Annotated in this window: 20 protein-coding genes; 16 read left to right on the top strand and 4 right to left on the bottom strand. The window is 30.3% G+C overall.

The window, feature by feature from the left end; genetic code table 11:
- Positions 1-13: 13 nt before the first annotated feature.
- From FGL08_RS01685 to FGL08_RS01715, 7 genes are all read left to right on the top strand, one after another.
- Positions 14-964: a CobW family GTP-binding protein gene (locus FGL08_RS01685; protein ID WP_138209159.1), complete on the top strand. Its 951-nt coding sequence runs from the start codon at positions 14-16 to the stop codon at positions 962-964.
- Positions 965-976: 12 nt separating this feature from the next.
- Positions 977-1,849: a uroporphyrinogen decarboxylase family protein gene (locus FGL08_RS01690; protein WP_138209160.1), complete on the top strand. Its 873-nt coding sequence runs from the start codon at positions 977-979 to the stop codon at positions 1,847-1,849.
- A gap of 22 nt (positions 1,850-1,871) precedes the next feature.
- A complete protein-coding gene (locus FGL08_RS01695; protein WP_138209161.1) occupies positions 1,872-3,020 on the top strand; it encodes a double-cubane-cluster-containing anaerobic reductase in 1,149 nt (382 codons plus the stop codon).
- A 158-nt stretch (positions 3,021-3,178) separates the two neighbouring features.
- Positions 3,179-4,438 carry a double-cubane-cluster-containing anaerobic reductase gene (locus FGL08_RS01700; RefSeq protein ID WP_138209162.1) on the top strand — a complete coding sequence of 420 codons (1,260 nt, stop codon included), beginning with the start codon at positions 3,179-3,181 and terminating at the stop codon, positions 4,436-4,438.
- Between the two features lie 62 nt (positions 4,439-4,500).
- Positions 4,501-4,752 carry a putative Se/S carrier protein gene (locus FGL08_RS01705; RefSeq protein ID WP_138209163.1) on the top strand — a complete coding sequence of 84 codons (252 nt, stop codon included), beginning with the start codon at positions 4,501-4,503 and terminating at the stop codon, positions 4,750-4,752.
- Positions 4,753-4,779: 27 nt separating this feature from the next.
- On the top strand, positions 4,780-5,538 hold the full coding sequence (locus tag FGL08_RS01710) for an acyl-CoA dehydratase activase (protein WP_138209164.1): 759 nt from the start codon (positions 4,780-4,782) through the stop codon (positions 5,536-5,538).
- 126 nt (positions 5,539-5,664) lie between these two features.
- Positions 5,665-6,729 carry a uroporphyrinogen decarboxylase family protein gene (locus FGL08_RS01715; RefSeq protein ID WP_138209165.1) on the top strand — a complete coding sequence of 355 codons (1,065 nt, stop codon included), beginning with the start codon at positions 5,665-5,667 and terminating at the stop codon, positions 6,727-6,729.
- A gap of 86 nt (positions 6,730-6,815) precedes the next feature.
- On the opposite strand, the gene FGL08_RS01720 is transcribed toward FGL08_RS01715, so the two are convergent.
- From FGL08_RS01720 to FGL08_RS01730, 3 genes are all read right to left on the bottom strand, one after another.
- On the bottom strand, positions 6,816-7,325 hold the full coding sequence (locus FGL08_RS01720) for a GNAT family N-acetyltransferase (RefSeq protein ID WP_243117923.1): 510 nt from the start codon (positions 7,323-7,325) through the stop codon (positions 6,816-6,818).
- A 43-nt stretch (positions 7,326-7,368) separates the two neighbouring features.
- Positions 7,369-7,806, bottom strand: coding sequence for a GNAT family N-acetyltransferase (locus tag FGL08_RS01725; protein ID WP_138209166.1), 438 nt, complete (start codon positions 7,804-7,806; stop codon positions 7,369-7,371).
- A 354-nt stretch (positions 7,807-8,160) separates the two neighbouring features.
- Positions 8,161-9,330, bottom strand: coding sequence for an iron-containing alcohol dehydrogenase (locus FGL08_RS01730; protein ID WP_138209167.1), 1,170 nt, complete (start codon positions 9,328-9,330; stop codon positions 8,161-8,163).
- 110 nt (positions 9,331-9,440) lie between these two features.
- Between FGL08_RS01730 and FGL08_RS01735 the strand changes: the two genes are divergently transcribed.
- From FGL08_RS01735 to FGL08_RS01760, 6 genes are all read left to right on the top strand, one after another.
- The gene (locus FGL08_RS01735) at positions 9,441-10,370 is read left to right on the top strand and encodes an ROK family protein (protein WP_138209168.1); all 930 of its coding nucleotides are present in this window, start codon (positions 9,441-9,443) and stop codon (positions 10,368-10,370) included.
- A gap of 19 nt (positions 10,371-10,389) precedes the next feature.
- Positions 10,390-11,289 (top strand): CPBP family intramembrane glutamic endopeptidase, encoded by a 900-nt coding sequence (locus FGL08_RS01740; protein WP_138209169.1) that lies wholly within the window; start codon positions 10,390-10,392, stop codon positions 11,287-11,289.
- Positions 11,290-11,496: 207 nt separating this feature from the next.
- The gene (locus FGL08_RS01745) at positions 11,497-13,050 is read left to right on the top strand and encodes an FGGY-family carbohydrate kinase (RefSeq protein ID WP_138209170.1); all 1,554 of its coding nucleotides are present in this window, start codon (positions 11,497-11,499) and stop codon (positions 13,048-13,050) included.
- Between the two features lie 178 nt (positions 13,051-13,228).
- Positions 13,229-14,665: an NAD(P)/FAD-dependent oxidoreductase gene (locus tag FGL08_RS01750; RefSeq protein WP_138209171.1), complete on the top strand. Its 1,437-nt coding sequence runs from the start codon at positions 13,229-13,231 to the stop codon at positions 14,663-14,665.
- 18 nt (positions 14,666-14,683) lie between these two features.
- Positions 14,684-15,943, top strand: a complete 1,260-nt coding sequence (locus FGL08_RS01755; protein WP_138211237.1) for an NAD(P)/FAD-dependent oxidoreductase — start codon at positions 14,684-14,686, stop codon at positions 15,941-15,943.
- A gap of 22 nt (positions 15,944-15,965) precedes the next feature.
- Positions 15,966-16,325, top strand: a complete 360-nt coding sequence (locus tag FGL08_RS01760) for a DUF1667 domain-containing protein (protein ID WP_138209172.1) — start codon at positions 15,966-15,968, stop codon at positions 16,323-16,325.
- A gap of 85 nt (positions 16,326-16,410) precedes the next feature.
- Here FGL08_RS01760 and FGL08_RS01765 read toward each other — a convergent pair whose 3' ends face one another.
- Positions 16,411-16,818: a GNAT family N-acetyltransferase gene (locus tag FGL08_RS01765; RefSeq protein WP_138209173.1), complete on the bottom strand. Its 408-nt coding sequence runs from the start codon at positions 16,816-16,818 to the stop codon at positions 16,411-16,413.
- Positions 16,819-16,979: 161 nt separating this feature from the next.
- On the opposite strand from FGL08_RS01765, the gene FGL08_RS01770 reads away from it, so the two are divergent.
- The 3 genes from FGL08_RS01770 to FGL08_RS01780 are packed head-to-tail and all read left to right on the top strand — an operon-like array spanning position 16,980 to position 19,875.
- On the top strand, positions 16,980-17,933 hold the full coding sequence (locus FGL08_RS01770) for a dipeptidase (RefSeq protein WP_138209174.1): 954 nt from the start codon (positions 16,980-16,982) through the stop codon (positions 17,931-17,933).
- A gap of 27 nt (positions 17,934-17,960) precedes the next feature.
- On the top strand, positions 17,961-18,851 hold the full coding sequence (locus FGL08_RS01775; protein ID WP_138209175.1) for a LysR family transcriptional regulator: 891 nt from the start codon (positions 17,961-17,963) through the stop codon (positions 18,849-18,851).
- Between the two features lie 25 nt (positions 18,852-18,876).
- Complete coding sequence (locus FGL08_RS01780; RefSeq protein WP_138209176.1) at positions 18,877-19,875, top strand: biotin--[acetyl-CoA-carboxylase] ligase; 999 nt, start codon at positions 18,877-18,879, stop codon at positions 19,873-19,875.
- The last annotated feature ends 166 nt before the right edge of the window (positions 19,876-20,041 follow it).

Raw genomic sequence — 20,041 nt, forward strand, 5'->3', positions numbered from 1 at the left:
GGGGGTTTTAATATTGGTAAAAGTTCATATAATATCAGGATTTTTAGGTGCTGGTAAAACTAGTTTTATTAAAAAATTTATATGCTTATTAGATGGTGAAAAAACAGCAATTTTAGAAAATGAGTTTGGAGAGGTGTCTATTGATGGAGGTATTATTGAAAAAGAAGGCTATGATGTTATAGAACTTCCAAGTGGATGTATATGTTGTAGCTTGAAGACTAATTTCTACGATGCATTAGAAAAGATTGTAGAAGATATCAATCCTGAAAATATAATAATAGAACCTACTGGACTTGGTATTTTAAGTGAAATACTAAATATTTTAAATATGGAGCCATTCAAAGAAAAGTGTAGGGTGGAATCTTTAATTACCATTGTAGATGGTGAGAACTATTTAGAACAAGAAGAGATTTTTGGGGAGTTTTTTAAGGATCAGATAGCTAATGCAAAAGTTTTATTTGTAAGTAAAGTAGATAAAATATCTGAAAGTACATTAAATAAAATTATAAAGTCTTTAAGAGAAATAAACAAAAGTGCCTATATCACTGATGGAAATATAGAAAAAATTAACATAGATCAATTACAAAGGCTTTTAAATACCGAGGAAATTGAAATAAACTATTCTTTTAATCATGGTGCAAAGGCATATATTGAGGGTTTTCATAGTTCAGGATTTAAGTTAGATAAGTACTTTTTAAAAGAAGAATTAGAAAATAAGTTAAAGGTTTTAAAAAGTGGCAATTATGGTGAAATATATAGAGCAAAGGGAATTTTAAAAGGAGATAAGTCAAATTTAGAGTTTAACTATGTAAATGGTAATTATGTAGTTACAACTTCAAACTTAGAGGTTTCTTTTAGAATTTGTATAATAGGAAAAGATTTAAATGAGTCTAGATTAAAATTGTTATTTGATAAAAAGGATACGTCCTCTATAAAAAGGGGAGATGGATTTATAGTGAAGTAGGAGGTGGATTAATTGGATAATAAAATAAATTTTAAATGTGTTGGGGATAATTTAGAGAGCATACCAGAGAGTGTGCAAGAGGATACTGGTTTAACTTTTCCTGAAGTTCATACAAATGGAGAGGACATGGCAGTCTTATCTAAAGCACTAAAAGAAGATAAAGATGATATAGTGTGTAGGCTTCCATTTTGTAATACAGTAGAGGCAGAGGCCATAGGTGCCCATATAAAGCTTGGAGATTTTAAAACAGGACCAAGGGTTTCCGAATATAAATTTAATTCTATAGAACAGTTAGATAGTATACAGGAAATAGATTTAGAACACGGCAGAATAAAAGAAGTCTTAAAGGCTGTTAAAATTTTAAATGAAAGTGGAGAAACTGTAGTTTTAAATATAGAAGGACCTTTTACTATTATTTCTTCCCTAATTGATTCTATGATATTTTACAAGGCGATTAGAAAAAATAAAGAAGTAGTAGAAAAGTTTATAAATTCCATAGAGCATAGTATAGTTAAATATGCAAAAGAGGGAATAAAAAATGGAGCTAAAGTTATATCCTATGGAGATCCTGTAGGAGCTTTAGATATAGTAGGACCAAAGGTGTATAAAGAGGTTAGTGCAAAATCAAGTATGAGAATCTTAAAGGAACTAGAAAAGGAAACAGGAGATACGATTATTCATTTATGTGGAAAAACTTCGGCTGCTTTTGAAAACATGGGATTTAGCAACTCTGAAAGAATAGAATATGATAATAATAAAACTTATGGGGAAGGTATATTTAGTGTAGTAAAAGAAAGACAAGATGTGAAGTTTATAGGTCATGGATGTATAAAAAGAACACCTTTAAAACTTAAGGATAATGGTGTTTATAAAATAAATTTATAAAATATACAAGGGGGACAAGGGGATGTCTAATTTACCAAAGGCATTTAATGAATTTAGTGAGGCAAGAAGGAATGGATTTATAAAAGTTAAGGAACTAAAAGATAGTGGAAAACACATAGTAGGAACATTTTGTACATTTACACCAACAGAGATTATATATGCAGCTGATGCTATACCAGTATCATTATGTGGGGTTAGTGAAGAACCAATTCCAGAAGCTGAAAAACATCTTCCAAAAAACTTATGTCCATTAATTAAATCATCTTATGGATTCGCACTAAGTGAAAAATGTCCATATACATATTTTTCAGATATATTAGTTGGAGAAACCACTTGTGACGGTAAGAAAAAAATGTATGAGTATTTAAGTAAGCTTAAACCTATGCATGTTATGCAGCTTCCACAAGCAATAGATAGGGAACATGCTTTCAAGGTTTGGAGAAATGAAATTATAATATTTAAAGAAAGATTAGAAAAAGAGTTTGGTATAGAAATAACAGAAGAGGATATTAAAGAAGCAATAAGCACTAAGAATGAAGAAAGAAGACTTTTAAGAGAATTTTATGAACTAGGAAAATTAGTACCACCAGCTATATCGGGGTGTGAAATGCAAACTGTTTTAGAGGGAGTAGGCTTTACACTAGATAAGAAGGAACAAAATAAAAGAATAAGAGGAATGATTGATAAAATTAAGGATCAATATGAAAATGAGGGAAAAAAAGTAGATAAAGAAGCTAAAAGAATACTTGTTACAGGTTGCCCAATAGGAGGTGCCGCTACAAAGGTAGTTGAAATAATAGAACAAAGTGGTGGAGTTGTAGTTTGCTTTGAAAACTGTGGTGGAGTTAAAGAAAAGGCTCGTTTAGTAGATGAGGATAAAGATATTTATGATGCTTTAACTGAAAAATATTTAAACATAGGTTGTTCAGTTATGGCACCAAATGATAATAGAGTAGCATTAATAGATGATTTAATAGATGAATATCAAGTAGATGGTGTAATAGATGTAATCTTGCAAGCGTGCCACACTTATAATGTAGAAACCTATAGAATAAAAGAATTTGTAACAGGTGAAAAAGAAAAGCCTTATATGAGCGTAGAAACTGATTATTCACAAGCAGATACAGGGCAATTAAAAACAAGAATAGCAGCATTTATAGAAATGCTATAGTATTTAAAATATATATAGAATTCCTAATATCTATTGAAAAATTCAAATAAAGAATATTCTTAATATATGATAGAATCTATTTAATGACACCTTAAGTAGAAAATTAAAATATTATGTAAAATTATACTTAAGGGTTTAAAGATATTGGGAGGGGTATTATGGCGGATTATAAGGAAATGTGGGAAAGGTTAAATGTTGATTTAGAAAAACATGATCAACTATGTGAAATTCTACCAGAACTTTATGGCTCAGTTTATATGCAACAAGAAAATAGACCTGAGGGTATGAACTATTTTAACTTTGTAGTATCAGAGGTCCATGGCCTAAGAATTCAAGAATTAGAGGAAGCTAAAGAACAGGGTAGAAAGGTAGTTGGAACTTTTTGTGTTTTTGTTCCAGATGAAATTATATTAGCTACTAACGCTGTAAGTGTTGGACTTTGTGCAGGCTCTCAATTTTGGATAGAAGGTGGCGAGAAGGTACTACCTAAAAATTTATGTCCATTAATAAAAGCATTTACAGGTGCATTGGTAGATCGTACATGTCCATATTTCCTATCATGTGATATGTTAGTTGGGGAAACTACTTGCGATGGTAAGAAAAAAGCTTGGGAAATTATAAGTGAATATAAGCCTCTACATGTAATGGACTTACCTCAAATGAAAAGGGATAAGGACTATAAAATGTGGAGAGAGGAAATTAAACTTTTCATAGATAAGATGGAAGAGTTAACTGGAAATAAGGTTACAGTAGAAAATCTAAAAAAAGCAATAGACCTTTGTAATAGAAAGAGAACTGTTTTAAAGAGACTTTATGATTTAAGAAAACATAAACCAACACCTATAAGCGGACTAGATTCCTTACTTATATCACAAATTGCTTTCTATGATAACCCTGAAAGATTTATAGAAAAAACTAACGAACTTTGTGATGAATTAGAAGACAGAATAAAGACTATGGAAGACAAGGGAAGAAAGAGAATATTAATCACAGGAACTCCAATGGCTCTTCCAAACTGGAAACTACATTCAATAATTGAAAGCTTAGATGCTGATGTAGTAGCAGAAGAATCTTGTACAGGAACAAGATATTTTGAAAACTTAGTATCAGAAGAAGGGGAAACCTTAGAAGAATTGGTTCAAAATTTAGGTGAAAGATATTTAAAAATAAATTGTGCATGTTTTACACCAAATCATGGAAGAGTTGATGATGTATTAAGGTATGTAAAAGAATATAATGTAGATGGGGTTATAGATTACGGTTTATCTTTCTGTCATACATACTCTATAGAAGGAAAGACTATTCAGGATAAATTAAGAGAAGAAAATATTCCAGTAATGAGAATAGAGACTGATTATTCAAATGAAGATTCAGGCCAAATTAAAACAAGAATAGAAGCTTTCTTAGAAATAATGTAATTTTAAAAGAGTTCTTCATAATATCTATGAGGAACTCTTATCAACATATAGAAGGTGGTCTCATGGAAAAATTAGAGTATTATATATTATTCCCTAACTATACAGAGGGAATGAAATTGGAATCAATTTTAAAAGAAAACAAAATTAAGTATATAATTTCACCCACTCCAAGACAACTTTCATCTTGTTGTGGAATTTCTATAAAGTATGAAAAAGAAAACGAAGGGAAAATTAAAAGTTTAGTAAAAGAAAATAAGATTAATACTGAAGGTTTTTTTCCATTAAAAAGGGTTATAAAAAACTTCTATGTATAAAATAGTTGCAAAGGAAGGATTGATTTAATGCATTACATAGGTGTGGATATAGGCTCTACAGCTGCAAAAGTTGCAATATTTGAAGAAGAAAATTTAAAGGAAACATTCACTATGCCAACGGGATGGAGTAGTGTTGAGACTGCTAAAATCATAAAGACTAGAATTGAAGACATGGGTATAAAAGAAGGAGAGTACAAGGTGATTGCAACAGGTTATGGAAGGGTATCTGTACCTTATGCAGATAAAACCGTAACGGAGATTACCTGTCATGGAAAAGGAGCTTATTACTTAAGTTCCCAGGATTGTACCGTTATAGATATAGGTGGACAAGATACTAAGGTAATAACTATAGAAAATGGTATGGTTACAGACTTTATAATGAATGATAAGTGTTCAGCAGGAACAGGAAGGTTTATGGAGATAATGGCAAATGTGTTAAGTGTAGATATTAACACTCTTTGTGACCTTGCATCAAAAGGTGGAGGAGTTACTATAAGTTCCATGTGTACGGTTTTCGCAGAATCTGAAGTTATTAGCTTAATTGGTAGAGGGGAAAAGAAAGAAGACATAGCTTTTGCCATTATAGACTCTATAGTTAATAAGGTTAAATCACTATGTGGTAGACATTCATCAGGAAATATTTATTACTTAACAGGTGGACTTTGCGAGTGTGATTATGTATTAGAGAGTCTTTCAAGTAAACTTGGAAAACCTATAAAAACATCACCAAAAGCCAGATATGCAGGAGCAATAGGGGCAGCACTTTTAGCTAAAAAGATAAAGTAATATAAAAAATATAGAATATTTATAAAAAATCTAAAAAAACTATGTTATTTATTTTGAGGAAGAAAGGCATTAATTTCTGATTTTGGGGTTAAGTTATAATATTTTTATACAAGGGGGAATTAGTTTATGTCGAACGATGCTATGACGCCTATAGAGAGGGCAATTGCTTTAGGTAAGGGGGAGTCTGTTGATAGGTTACCTTGTAATCCCAATATTGCCAATGGGGTTGCTAGGATTTATGGTTGTAAGATTTCTGAGTTTAATAAAAGTGGTAAGGCCATTGCTGAATCTCAAATAGCAGCTTATAGAAAATTTGGATATGACGGTGTTAGGGTATTTACTGATCTTTTTCCTTGGGCTGAAGCCATGGGAGCTAAGGTTTCTTTTCCAGAGGATAATACTGCAGATTTATTAGAGCCTGCTATAACTAATTTAAATGATATAGATAAATTAAAGCCTGTTAATCCATATAAGGATGGTAGACTTCCAATACATGTGGATGCCATGAAGTATTTAATAGATGGTGTAGGGAAAGAGGTTCCTTGTGCTGGAGGAGTTGTAGGACCTTTTACTAATGCATTTTTCCTTGTTGGGGTTCCTGTTATGACAAAACTTATGTTTAAAAATCCAGAACTTGTACATAAGTTGTGTGCTGTATCTCTTCAAACTTGTAAAAACTATGTAGATGCTATTGTAGAGTGCGGTCTTACACCAACAATTTCGGAACCCATGTCATCATGTACTGTAGTAAGTCCAAAACATTTTAGAGAATTTTCACTTCCTTATTTAAGAGAATTAATAGGATATATAAATTCTAAAGGAAAAGGAGTAACTATTCATATATGTGGCAAAACAGAAGCTATATGGGAAAACTTAGTAGATTGTAATATTGCAGGACTTAGTATAGATAATGTAGCTAGTTTAGAAAATTGTAAAAACATGGTTGGGCATAGAGTTAAGATTCTTGGAAATATAGATCCTGCGTCAGTAATGTATGGTGGAAAGCCTGAAGATGTAAGAAAAGCAGTAATAGAATGTGTAAAACAAGGATATAATTCTAAAAAAGGTTATGTAATCATGTCAGGATGTAGTCTTCCAGTAGAAACATCTTTTGATAATATACAAGCTATGATGGATACAGCGAGGGAAATAGGTTATCCTGTGACAAATGAAAAATTAAGTTTATTATAATAGATACATATATAGCCTAAAAATCAAAAGTCTATCTAAGAGTATTTGTTAAAACATACCTTAGATAGACTAAGTTATGTACATAGTTACTCACTTAAAACTTTTTCATAACAAATAAAAGGTTCATTGGTCCCTTTAAAATAAACTTCTCCTATAAATGCATAATGGAGTTTTTTAAATAGATTTTTCATCTTATCATTCAAAGAATTTGTATCTGTTTTTAGATGCTTAATACCTTGTTTAATGGCAAATTCTTCTGCAAAATCCATTAGTTCTGTAGCAATTCCTGTACGTCTTAAGTCAGGATTAACAGCCATTCTATGAAGGACTAGACAATCTGTATTTAAAGACCAATTGAGATTTCCGTATTCAGGAGTTTCACATTTATTTATAGATATAAATCCAGCAATAATATCATTTCTTTCACAAATAAATAAATCTTCTTTTTCAATATCATCTAGAAAGTCTTTTTCTCTAGGATAATTCTCATCCCACTGATAGTTTCCATAAGAGTTCATTTCACTTATAACTTTATTTACAATTTCCATAATATCATGTATATCTTCTTTTTTAGCTTTCCTAATAATTTGAATCACCTTCCAATTTTAAAAGACTTAATATTAATTACTTTAGTACATTTTAATATAACATTTCAATATGAGGAATGTCATCTTCTAAATAAACTTCGGAAACTTCTTTAAAACCTAAACTTTTATAAAAAGTTCTTAAATATTTTTGAGCAGAAATTCTAATTCTATTTTCATGTAGCTCGTTATTTACAAAGTCTATAGCCTTTATAAGCATTTCTCTAGAAAGCCCACTACCACGATGAGTTTTGATAACAATAACCCTTCCAATAGAAATCTCATTATAAGAGATACCCTTTTCAAGAATTCTTAAGTAAGCAATTATTTCTCCATCATTCTCACAAAATAAATGATATGATTTTTGGTCTTTACCATCACAATCTTGATAAGCACAATTTTGTTCAACAATAAAAACTTCATTTCTTAAATATAAAATTTTATAAATTTCATCAGTAGAAAGTTCATGAAATTTCTTTATTTTCCAGTTCATAATGTAACCTCCTAAAAATCAAAGTGAAAAATCCATTATAGTATCTCATAATATTTATTATTTTATCAATAAATAAACTGTAACTTGTCCCAAAGATATTAAATATACATGTGATACTGCAAATTTTGAAATAAGTTATCTTTAAGACAAAATAAAAAAACATATTTCAAAATTTAAGATTTTAAAAGTAAAAGTTACAGTTCCTATTTAGAAAGAACATAGATAACGTAAAGAAATTTCATTGTTTAAGCAATAAAAGATAGAATATTTTAGTTATCCAAGGGATTCCTAAATCTAGAACTGCTTTACTTTTACTTAATAAAATTTGAAATATGTTATATACTACTATAAATTTTAGAAATATGCTAATTTTAAGATTTCAAGAACGTCTTCTCTTTCTAAATTTTTAAGGAATCCAAATGGGCAAGACATAGCTGCATTATCAGCTATTTTCTCTAAAGCATCTTCTGTAACTCCTATTTCTTTTAAGGAAACTGGAGCACCAAGTTTCTTATAGAAGTTCATTAACTCATCTATACCTTTTAAAGCCTTTTCTTCATTAGTTCCTTCTGTAATATTAAAAATTCTTTCTCCAAATCTACTAAAGGTTTCTAAGTTATGTTTATAAACGTATTTTGCCCAAGCTGGGAATATTATAGCAAGTCCGGCACCATGAGAAATGTCATATAAGGCACTTACAGAATGTTCTATTTGATGTGTAGCCCAATCTCCGCCACATCTACCCATGCCTGTAGTTCTGTTTAGAGCTAGAGTAGCACTAAGAGCAAGTTCTGCACGAGAATTATAGTTTTCAGGATCTGTCATAAGAATTTCACCATGTTTCATAGCTGTTCTAATAATTCCTTCACAGTATTCTTGCATTAAATCTACATTTTTTATTCCATCAAAATAATATTCAAAAACGTGAGTCATGGTATCAATAGTTCCATTTATTGTTTGGTTTTTAGGTAGAGAGCATTGAATGCTTGGGTCAACTACAGAAACTTTAGGATATAAAAGTTCGTGACCAAAACTCCATTTCTTTTGTTCTTCTTCATTTGTTATAACTCCACCAGAATTCATTTCAGAACCTGTAGCTGATATTGTAAGTATCCCATAGATTGGAAGTGTTTTTTCTAGAGTCTTTTGCGTGCCTTCAAAAAAGTCCCAAACATCTCCACCATAATAGAATCCTGCTGCTATGGCTTTGCAAGTATCGTATACACTTCCTCCACCAATAGGTAATAATGCATCTATATTATTTTCTTTTCCGAAAGCTATGGCTTCTTTAACCTTAGATAGAACAGGATTAGGTTTAACACCACTTAGTTCAACAAAGTTTAAATTATTATCTTTTAGTGATTTTATAACTGCATCGTAAACTCCATTTTTAAATATAGAGCCTTTTCCGTAAACTAACATAACTTTCTCTATAGAATCTTTCTTTAGTTCTTCACCAATATTTTTTATGGTATCTTTGCCAAAGATAAGTTTTGTCGGGTTCTTAAATATAAAATTTTCCATGTGAATCACTCCTTTATGGTATATAATATATTTTATCATATATTATAATTTATATTATATATCTAGTTTAAATTTATTATTAATAGCATATTTATATTAAGGAGTAGATTATGTACATAGGAATTGATTTAGGTGGTACTAATATAGCAGTGGGTCTTGTAGATGAAGACGGAAAAATACTATATAAGTCTTCTTGTGAAACAAAATGTGAAAGAGGAACAGAATTTGTAATAAAAGATATTATAAAACTTATAGAAGAAGTGATTAAGAAGTCTAAACATAATGAAAAAGACATAAAATCTATAGGAATAGGTATTCCCGGAATTTCAAATGAAGAGGGTGTGGTAATTAGATGTATAAATCTGAAATGGAGAAGGGTAAGTTTAAGAAAACCCTTAGAGGAGCGTTTTAGGGTTCCTATATTTATTGAAAATGATGCAAGAGTTGCAGGACTTGCAGAGTATGCTATAGGAGCTCTTAAAGGATATGAAAATAGCTTACTTTTAACACTAGGTACAGGAATTGGTTCAGGAATTATAATAAATGGAAAGATGTATGGGGGAGCTCAGGGAATTGGTTCTGAAATAGGCCATATGGTTGTTGGAGAAAACTTTTATACTTGTAACTGTGGAGCAAATGGTTGTCTTGAAACATTTGCGTCTTCTACAGCTTTAATTAAATATGTTCAAAGGTGTTTAGATGATGGTGTAGATAGTAAATATCTAAATGAGTTTAAGAATAATTTAAATGCTGAAGTAATTTTAGGTGGTATAAATAAAAATGATGAAGTATGTATAAGAGCCTATGAACGTTTTATAAAATATTTAGTAATAGGCATTAGAAACATAATAAATATATTGAATCCAGAAGTTATAGCTTTTGGTGGTGGAATATCTAACATGGGGGAAAAACTTTTAGAGGATATTGAAAGAGGCATAGAGAAAAATTATAATAAGGATCTACCAATGCCTAAGTTGATTTTAGCTAAAATGAAAAATGATGCAGGTATAGTAGGAGCTGCCTTAATGGGGAGATTTTAAAAATTAAAGGGGGATAACAATGAAAGAGCACAGCATATTTCATAAGTATTATATGAAGTCTTTTTATTACGATAATAGTAGTAAGAAGGGAATTTTTAAGGGAATTAAAACGTTTATAATAACTTTCCTTCTATTAGTAATTGGAGAGCTTGCAGGAGTGATACCATCTTCTCTAATGTATGGCTTAACTTTAAACTCTAGCTTTTGGAAGTTCTTTGTTCAGCTTTTCGTTAGCTTTGGCATAGTTAGTCTGGTTATATTTTTTTATACTAAGTCAATTGAAGGTCTTCCTATTAAGACACTAGGTCTAAGTAGTGAGAATCCTACTAAAAAATTTTTAATAGGATTTTTAATAGGTGGTTCACTTATGGCTATATCTACCTTTTTATTAATTATATCAGGACAAGCCGAAATTAGGTGGATTGGTTTTCAAAACTTAAGTACAGTTTTAATTATTATTCCAGCATGGATTGTACAATCATCTACAGAAGAAATCTTAACTAGAGGGTATTTATTTACTAGAATGCAAAACTCTACAGGGAATATATATATATCTTTAATAGTACAAGCGGCATTTTTTTCTTTCTTGCACATATTTAATTCTTCTGTTAGTGTTATAGCCTTGGCACAAATATTTGTTGTAGGAACATTATTTGCAATTTATTCTTTATATGAAGGATCTATTTGGGGAGCTTGTGGTATGCATGCTGCTTGGAACTGGTCACAGGGAAATGTTTTTGGATGGAAAGTAAGTGGAATGAATGCTGAAGGAGGTTCTATTCTTCAAAGTATAGCTACAGGGAATGAAATCCTAACTGGTGGAAATTTTGGTGTAGAAGGCGGATTAGTATCACTTATAGTACTTATCATAGCAATAATTGTTATATGTATGTTAATGAAGAAGGAATCAATTAATTAAATTATAATAATTAATTTAAGAAAAATAAAATAATTTAAACTGATGTTTATATAATAAGATTACTGTAAAGTTTATATTGAAATTTTACAGTAATCTTTATTTTTATACGGATTTGTTTAGTATATAGTAAATTTAAGCTTTTATGATTATTAGTCGAAATTAGTGAGATATGTTAATATATTATTAGTATATTTAAGGAGGAAGCCTATGAGGGATGAGTATATTTTATCCATAGATTGTGGTACTCAAAGTATAAGAGCGATGATTTTTGATAAACATGGAAAGATTCTTGGGAAAAACCAGGTAGAGTTTACACCATATTTTTCAGAACATATAGATTGGGCAGAACAAGATGTCGAGGTTTATTGGAGTAGTTTATGTAAAGCTACTAATGGTCTAAAGAATGATTGTTTAGAAATATGGGATCAGGTTAAGGCAGTGGTAGTTACAACAATTAGAGATACATTTATTAATATAGATAAAAGTGGAAAGGTCTTAAGACCAGCCATTGTATGGTTAGACCAAAGAACTGAAGAAGATGTACCTAATCTATCCTTTATGGAGAAGGCTGTTTTTAAAGGCATAGGTATGGAAAAAACACTAAGTACAGTCCAAAAAAGTAGTAAGGCACATTGGATTAAGAAAAATCAACCAGAAATATGGAGAAAAACATATAAATTTATAATGCTTTCCTGTTATTTTCATTATAAACTTACTGGTAACTTAGTGGATTCTATAAGTAATCAAATTGGACATATTCCTTTTAACTATAAAAAGAAAGAGTGGGCTAAGGGGATTTTAGATTACAGGTGGAAGATATTTGGTATAGAGAAGGACAAATTACCCTTATTGGTAGACTCTGGAGAGATTATAGGCAGAATTACTAAAAAAGCCAGTGAGGAAACTGGTATAAATGAAGGTGTTTATTTAATAGCCGGGGCATCAGATAAGGGCTGTGAGACCCTAGGAAATGGATGTTTAAATGAGAGTAAGGCAAGCATTAGCTTTGGAACAACCACTACGGTACAAACAACTACTAAGGAATATGTAGAGGCAGATAGATTTATGCCTGCATATCCATCAGCTATACATGATAGATATAACCCAGAAATAGCCATTTCTAGAGGCTACTGGCTTATAAGCTGGTTTAAAAACGAATTTTCACAAATGGAAATTTTAGAGGCAGAAAAAAAGGGAGTCTCTCCTGAGGAAATATTAAATGAAAGATTAAAAGAAGTTCCACCAGGATGTGATGGACTTATTCTCCAACCTTATTGGGGTGGGGGAGCTAAAAATCCTGATGCTCGAGGAGCAATAGTAGGTTTTGGGGATGTTCATACAAAGGCCCATATTTATAGGGCAATTATTGAGGGTATAAATTATGCACTTTTAGATGGTATAGAGAAGATAGAAAAAGTAACAGAAACAAGAATAAGAGAAATAGCAATTTGCGGTGGAGGAGCACAAAGTGATATTATAGCACAAATAACTGCAGATATGTTTAATAGAAAAGTATATAAGGGTCAAACCCATGAATTATCATCCTTAGGAGCAGCAATTATAGGATATGTAACCTTAGGTGTATATAGGAACTATGAAGAAGCTATAGAGAATATGTTTCATAGGACAAAGGAATTTTTGCCTGATCCTGAACATGTGGAATTATATTCAAAACTGTATAAAAAGGTGTATTTAAAAGTATATCCAAGCTTAAGAGGGCTATATAAGGAAATAAAGTCCATAGAGACTTATAGTGGGTAATATATCATATAATGACAACATCTAAGATTTACCTACAATTTTTTTTGTAGTATAATATCTATAGTTTATAAGAATATAAAAAACCTAGTTTAAATTAATTTATCCTAGGTTTTTTTAATGTATAAATACAAAAATAATAAAACTGTTTTATGCCTTTGTATGGCTAGGAGGAAGACTTATGTATGATGTGGCTATAATCGGAGCGGGAATTATAGGTACTAGTATAGCAAGAGAACTTAGTAAATATAATTTGAAAACTATTATAATAGAAAAAGAAAATGATGTAGCAGATGGTACTACTAAAGCAAATAGTGCAATTGTACATGCTGGTTATGATGCAAAACCAGGAAGTAAAAAAGCTAAGTTCAATGTGATTGGTAATAAAATGTATGAAGAACTTTGTAAGGAATTAGATGTACCTTTTAAAAGAAAAGGTTCTTTTGTTTTAGGTTTCACTAAAGAAGATATGAACACTTTAGAAGAGCTTAAAAAAAGAGGAGAAATTAATGGTGTAGAAGGTTTAGAAATATTAGATAGGGAAGAAGTTCTTAAAATAGAGCCTAATTTAAATAAAAATATAGAAGGGGCACTATATGCTAAAACAGCAGGAATAGTAGGGCCTTTTGAACTTGCCATAGCCCTTGCAGAAAATGCAATGGATAATGGAGTGGAACTTTTACTAAATAGTAAAGTTACAAGTATTAAAAAAGAAGATAAGAGTTATAAAATTTACATAAATGAAAACATGAAAGAAATAGAAAGTACTATAGTTATTAATTGTGCTGGTATTCATGGTGATACTATAAATAACATGGTGTGTCCAGAGGACTTTAAAATTACTCCAAGAAGAGGACAATACTTTGTCTTAGATAAATCAGCTGGGAAAATGATAGACACTGTAATATTCCAATGTCCAAGTGAGCTAGGAAAAGGAGTACTTGTAACGCCTACAGTTCATGGAAATTTATTAGTAGGGCCAGACGCGGAAGATATAAATGAACGAGATTTAAATGAAACTACAGAAGAAGGATTGAATTTTATAAAAGAAACCTCTAAGAAATCTTTTGAGGAGATTCCTTTTAATAGGATTATAACTTCCTTTTCTGGGCTAAGAGCTACAGGAGATAAGGGAGATTTTGTAATTGAAGAGGGGAAAACTGCTAGTAATTTTATAAATGTAGCTTGCATAGAATCTCCAGGACTTACAGCAGCACCTGCCATAGCAGTTTATGTGTCAGATATGGTAAGGGAAAAACTTTCAAATGTAGAGGAAAATAAAAGTTTTAATGGAAGAAGAGAACTTAAAAGATTTATCGATTTAAGTCTTCATGAAAAAAATCAACTTATAAAAGAAGATTTTAGATATAGCAAAATTGTATGTAGATGTGAAAAGATAACAGAGGGTGAAATAGTAGACATAATTCATAGAAATGCCGGTGCTACTACAGTAGATGGGGTAAAAAGAAGAATAAGACCTGGTATGGGCAAATGCCAAGGTGGTTTTTGTATGCCTGAAGTTATTAAAATTTTATCGAGAGAACTTGGAGAAGATATGCAAGACGTGGTAAAAGATAATTTGGATTCTAAAATATTAGTGGAAAGAACAAAAGAATAGTTAGGGGGTGGATAAATGATGAATTATGACGTAGTAGTTATAGGGGGAGGTCCAGCAGGGCTCGCGGCAGCTATTGAAGCAAAGAAAAATGGTGTAGATAGTATATTAGTTTTAGAGCGTGATAGTGAACTAGGTGGTATACTTCAGCAGTGTATACATAATGGATTCGGATTACATATTTTTAAAGAGGAACTTACAGGACCTGAATATGCAGAAAAATTTATAGATGAACTAAAATCATATAATATAGATTACAGGCTAGAGGCTACAGTTTTAGAAGTAAATGAAAATAAGGAAGTCTGTGCATTAACAAAAGAAGAAGGATATGTATTAATAAAAGCAAAGGCTGTAATTATGTCTACAGGGTGCAGGGAAAGAACAAGAGGAGCTATAAACATTCCTGGAGATAGACCAGCTGGAATATTTACAGCAGGAACAGCCCAAAGATTTTTAAATATGGAAGGCTACAAAGTAGGAAAGAAAATATTAATTTTAGGTTCTGGAGATATAGGACTTATAATGGCAAGAAGATTAACTCTAGAAGGGGCAAAGGTAGAGGCAGTGGTGGAGCTTATGCCTTATTCAGGAGGACTTACAAGAAACATAGTTCAGTGTCTTGATGATTTTAAAATACCATTATTACTTGGATATACGGTAAGTAAAATATATGGGAAACACAGGGTAGAAGGTGTAGATATTTGCGCCGTAGATAAAAATAGAAAACCAATAAAAGGTACAGATATTCACTTTGATTGTGATACATTACTACTTTCGGTAGGGCTTATACCAGAGAATGGACTTTCAGAAATGGCAGGAGTTAAGTTAGATAAGGTTACATCTGGACCTATAGTAAATGAAAGCATGGAAACCTCTGTAGAAGGAATCTTTGCTTGTGGAAATGTAGTTCATGTTCATGACTTAGTGGATTATGTAACTGAAGAAAGTAGAAGAGCAGGCAAAAATGCAGCAAAATATGTAAATGGATTATTAAAAACTGAGGGAAATATTATATGCATTAAAGGAATAAATGGAGTAAGGTATGTAGTCCCTCAAATTATAAGAGAAGAAAATCTAGAAGAGAATATAAATCTTTTAATGAGAGTTTCAGACATATATAAAAACTCAAAATTAGTAGTTAAAAATAATAAAGGGCAAATAATAAAAGAAGTTAAAAAACCTCATCTTGCCCCAGGGGAAATGGAAAATATAATTATAAAAAAATCAGATATAGAAGGTACAAACGTCTCTGAGATATTTGTATATGTGGAAACAGAATAAGTTTTAAAGTGAGGAGAGGGAAATGGACAAAAGAGAACTTGTATGTATAGTATGTCCAAAAGGTTGTAGATTAACTGTTGAAAATATAAATGAAGAATTTAAAGTTTCCGGAAACACTTGTAAAAGAGGAGAGGTTTACGGTATAAATGAAATTATAAATCCAACTAGAATAATAACAACTACAGTGAAGTTACAAGGTTCTAAAAGCAATAGACTTCCAGTTAAAACAAAGGAACCATTGCCAAAAGAACTATTATTTAAAGCTATGGAAGTTATAAACACTGTAGAGGTACAAGCACCAGTAAAGCTAGGAGATATTGTTTTAAATGATATCCTAAATACAGGAGTACAACTTGTAGCTACAAAAACTATAGAATATTAAAAGCATTTAAATATATAATAACAATTTTAAGGGAAGTTATTTTGTAACTTCCCTTATTCTATTTTCTATAAGAAAATATTATAATTTATAATTTTTTAGTAAAGATTATTTCTAAAGGTTCGTTTTCTAATAATAAGCTGCCAGAGTCTTTATATCCTAATTTTCTATAAAAATGTTGTGCCAGCTCATTTGATAAAGTTGAAGTCATAACTAAATCATACCCTTTACTTTTCATTTCATTATGCCAGAACTCAACTATATCTTTTCCAATACCTTTATATCTATAATTTTCATCAATATAAAGCATATTCATAAATGGAGTATTATCCCAAAAGTAACTATATCTTAACCAACCAATATTTTTGTTATCTTCATTTCTTGCTATTATAATTTCTTTTTTCTTCATTTTATCTTCTATTAAATCTTTTGATACATGCCTATCATTATCAAATATATATTTAAAATCTATTTCACTTGCATATTCAATTTTCACGGTTTTATCCTCACCTTCTTCATTTAAATTTTATTTATATGTATTAATATTACGCAATATTTTGTAAAGTGTAAATTATATTTAATATAGTTTTGATTTATGTATTATGGAGTATTACAATATAATTAAGTAATTATATACATTCATAAGGAAGTGGTTATATGGAACTAATCGATATGCATTGTGATACTATATTAAAACTTTACGAAAATGGAAATAAGGAAAATTTAAATAATAATAATTTTCAGGTGGATTTAAACAAGTTAAAGAAAGCTGGTGCTAAAGCACAGTTCTTTGCACTTTTTGTAGAACTAACTGAAATAGATAAACTTAAACAAACTCCATTTACTTATTGCAAAGAATTGCTTAACCGTTTTAAAAAAGAAATGGAAGATAACAAAGACATTATAAGACTTGCTAGGAATTATGATGAACTTCGAGATAATTTTAAAAGCGGGAAAATATCATCGTTTTTAACCATAGAAGAAGGTGAAGCATTAGAGGGTAGTGTGAAAAACTTAGAGTATTTTTATAATAAAGGTGTAAGATTAGTCACCTTAACTTGGAATTTTGAAAATAGCTTAGGTTTTCCAAACTACAAAAGAGATTTTATGGATAGGGGATTAAAAGAAAAAGGTATAGAAGTTGTTAGCAAAATGAATGAATTAGGAATGTTAATAGACGTATCCCATCTTTCAGATGGAGGTTTTTATGATGTTTTAAGATATTCAAATAAACCCTTTGTAGCATCTCACTCTAATGCAAGAGTTATTACAAATCATCCTAGAAATTTAACTGATGATATGATAAAGGCACTAGCAGATAAAGGTGGAGTTATGGGTCTTAATTTTTGTCCAACATTTTTAGGTCATAATGAAAAAGCAAAAATTGAATATATGATTAATCACTTAAAATATATTAGAAATATAGGTGGCATAGATGTTATGGCCATGGGTACAGACTTTGATGGTATATATGGAGATATTGAAATAAATCATATTGGGGAAATGGATAAATTATTATATGCCTTAGAAAAAGAAGGCTTTAAAGAAGATGAAATTGAAAAGATTTGGTATAAAAATGCTGAAAGAGTAATAAGGGAAGTTTTAAGATAAACAATATATTATAAAGAAGGGGTAATATTGAAGGATAGAAAGCTTAGGATATTTCACGAAGTAGTTAAAGAACTCAACATGACAAAAGTTGCAGAAAAACTATACATTAGCCAACCAGCTGTGAGTCAAGCTATTCACGAACTTGAAAATGAGCTTGATGTTAGATTTTTTGATAGAATAGGGAAAAAGCTTTATATAACCTATGAAGGGGAATTATTTCATAAGTATGTAAGAAGAATTTTAAATATATATGATGAAGTAGATAGGGTTATAAAGGAATCAAAAAATATTGAAAAGGGAAAGCTAAATATAGGTGCAAGTACCACCATAGGAATATATATACTTCCTGAACTTATAGGGGATTTTAAAAGAAAGTACAAAGGAATAGAAGTTTCCTTAATTATAGAAAACACCCAAAATATAATAAATCTTCTTTTAGAGAATAAAATAGATTTTGCCTTTGTAGAGGGGCCTGTTTATTCTGATGAAATTATTGTGGAAGACTTTTGTGAAGATGAGCTTGTGTTTATAGCAAGCAAAAATCATCCTTGGAGTAAGTTACAAACCATAGAACCGGAAGATATTTTAAAGGAAAAAGTAATAATGAGAGAATTGGGTAGTGGCACCAGAGAAATAGTTTCAAAGTTTCTTGGGGATAAAAATTTAGAATATAATATGGTACTAGAACTTGGAAACACAGAGGCAATAAAAAAAGCAGTGGAAGCAGATCTTGGAGTATCATGTATTTCAAAGCGTTGTATAGAAAATGAAGTCAAAATTAATAAGATATCTTCGGTTAAAATTAATAATCATAAATTAAAGAGAAGTCTAACCCTTGTCTATCATAAGGATAAATATATGACAAGAGTGATGAATAGCTTTATAAAAGAATCAAAAGAATATGTAAAAGAGAAATAAAATATTCTAAAGAGAGGAATTACAAATGAAAGAGGAAATTCTTCAGCTTTTAAAAGAAAGTAAAGATGAATTTATATCAGGAGAATTTATATCAGGAGAATTTATAAGTAATCAGTTTGGAGTGAGTAGAGCTTCCATATGGAAATATATAAATGCAATAAAAGAAGATGGCTACGAAATAGAATCTGTATCTAGAAAAGGATATAGAATATTATCATCACCTAATATTCTAACTTATGCAGAAGTAAGTCCATATTTAAAAACTAAGTATATAGGCCGAAATATAATTCATTTTCATAGTATAGATTCTACAAACAATAAAGGAAAAGAGCTTGCAAGTGATGGGGCAAAAGAAGGTACAGTAGTAATAAGTGAAATTCAAACAAAAGGAAAAGGGAGATTAGGACGTAATTGGATTTCACCAAAAGGAAATATATATATATCTATTATACTAAAACCTAAAATAGATCCCTTTCATTTATCTAAAACAACACTTATAGGAGCAGCGGCAGTAAATACAGCTTTAAAAGAAATGGGAATTGAAAGTAAAATAAAGTGGCCAAATGATATAATTTTAGAAAATAAAAAGTTATGTGGTATTCTAACAGAAATGAGTGCAGAACTTAACCTACTAAATTATATAGTAATGGGAATAGGTATAAATGTTAACATGGATAAGGAAGACTTTGAGGATGAGCTAAAAGATACTGCAACATCCCTAAAAGCATTGTACAAAAAAAACTTTAACAGAAAAGAATTACTAGGAAGAATCTTAAACAACTTTGAAAAATACTATGAAGAATTCATAAACACAAATTCTATAAAAGATTGTATTAAAATTTGTAGAGAAAACTCCATACTTTTAGGAAAAGAAGTAGAAATCATAGAAAGAGATAAGAAAAAGAGAGTAAAAGCCTTAGATATAAGCAATGAAGGTGCATTAATAGTAGAATATAAAAATGGGGAAATAGAAGAAATAATCTCTGGAGAAGTATCCATGAGGGGACTATACGGATACGTATAACGAATAAACTATCTTTAGCAGAGTGAAATATCATGCTGGAGATGGTTTATTTTTTTATTGAATTAAAAAATATTAATTAAGAGTGAAAAAAATGTAAATATATTGTTAATAAACGTGGATTTTTATGACAAAGTTTTCGGGACTTCTACATTATAACTTTTATATA

It is taken from the genome of Hathewaya histolytica, from assembly GCF_901482605.1.
Lineage (GTDB): Bacteria > Bacillota > Clostridia > Clostridiales > Clostridiaceae > Hathewaya > Hathewaya histolytica.

What these genes read in the sequence shown, in the direction of transcription:
- FGL08_RS01745 (WP_138209170.1), top strand. Translation starts at nt 11,497, where the DNA reads ATGAGGGATGAGTATATTTTATCCATAGATTGTGGTACTCAAAGTATA.
- FGL08_RS01695 (WP_138209161.1), top strand. Translation starts at nt 1,872, where the DNA reads ATGTCTAATTTACCAAAGGCATTTAATGAATTTAGTGAGGCAAGAAGG.
- FGL08_RS01715 (WP_138209165.1), top strand. Translation starts at nt 5,665, where the DNA reads ATGTCGAACGATGCTATGACGCCTATAGAGAGGGCAATTGCTTTAGGT.
- FGL08_RS01770 (WP_138209174.1), top strand. Translation starts at nt 16,980, where the DNA reads ATGGAACTAATCGATATGCATTGTGATACTATATTAAAACTTTACGAA.
- FGL08_RS01760 (WP_138209172.1), top strand. Translation starts at nt 15,966, where the DNA reads ATGGACAAAAGAGAACTTGTATGTATAGTATGTCCAAAAGGTTGTAGA.
- FGL08_RS01700 (WP_138209162.1), top strand. Translation starts at nt 3,179, where the DNA reads ATGGCGGATTATAAGGAAATGTGGGAAAGGTTAAATGTTGATTTAGAA.
- FGL08_RS01740 (WP_138209169.1), top strand. Translation starts at nt 10,390, where the DNA reads ATGAAAGAGCACAGCATATTTCATAAGTATTATATGAAGTCTTTTTAT.
- FGL08_RS01705 (WP_138209163.1), top strand. Translation starts at nt 4,501, where the DNA reads ATGGAAAAATTAGAGTATTATATATTATTCCCTAACTATACAGAGGGA.
- FGL08_RS01750 (WP_138209171.1), top strand. Translation starts at nt 13,229, where the DNA reads ATGTATGATGTGGCTATAATCGGAGCGGGAATTATAGGTACTAGTATA.
- FGL08_RS01780 (WP_138209176.1), top strand. Translation starts at nt 18,877, where the DNA reads ATGAAAGAGGAAATTCTTCAGCTTTTAAAAGAAAGTAAAGATGAATTT.
- FGL08_RS01735 (WP_138209168.1), top strand. Translation starts at nt 9,441, where the DNA reads ATGTACATAGGAATTGATTTAGGTGGTACTAATATAGCAGTGGGTCTT.
- FGL08_RS01755 (WP_138211237.1), top strand. Translation starts at nt 14,684, where the DNA reads ATGAATTATGACGTAGTAGTTATAGGGGGAGGTCCAGCAGGGCTCGCG.
- FGL08_RS01710 (WP_138209164.1), top strand. Translation starts at nt 4,780, where the DNA reads ATGCATTACATAGGTGTGGATATAGGCTCTACAGCTGCAAAAGTTGCA.
- FGL08_RS01725 (WP_138209166.1), bottom strand. Translation starts at nt 7,806, where the DNA reads ATGAACTGGAAAATAAAGAAATTTCATGAACTTTCTACTGATGAAATT.
- FGL08_RS01730 (WP_138209167.1), bottom strand. Translation starts at nt 9,330, where the DNA reads ATGGAAAATTTTATATTTAAGAACCCGACAAAACTTATCTTTGGCAAA.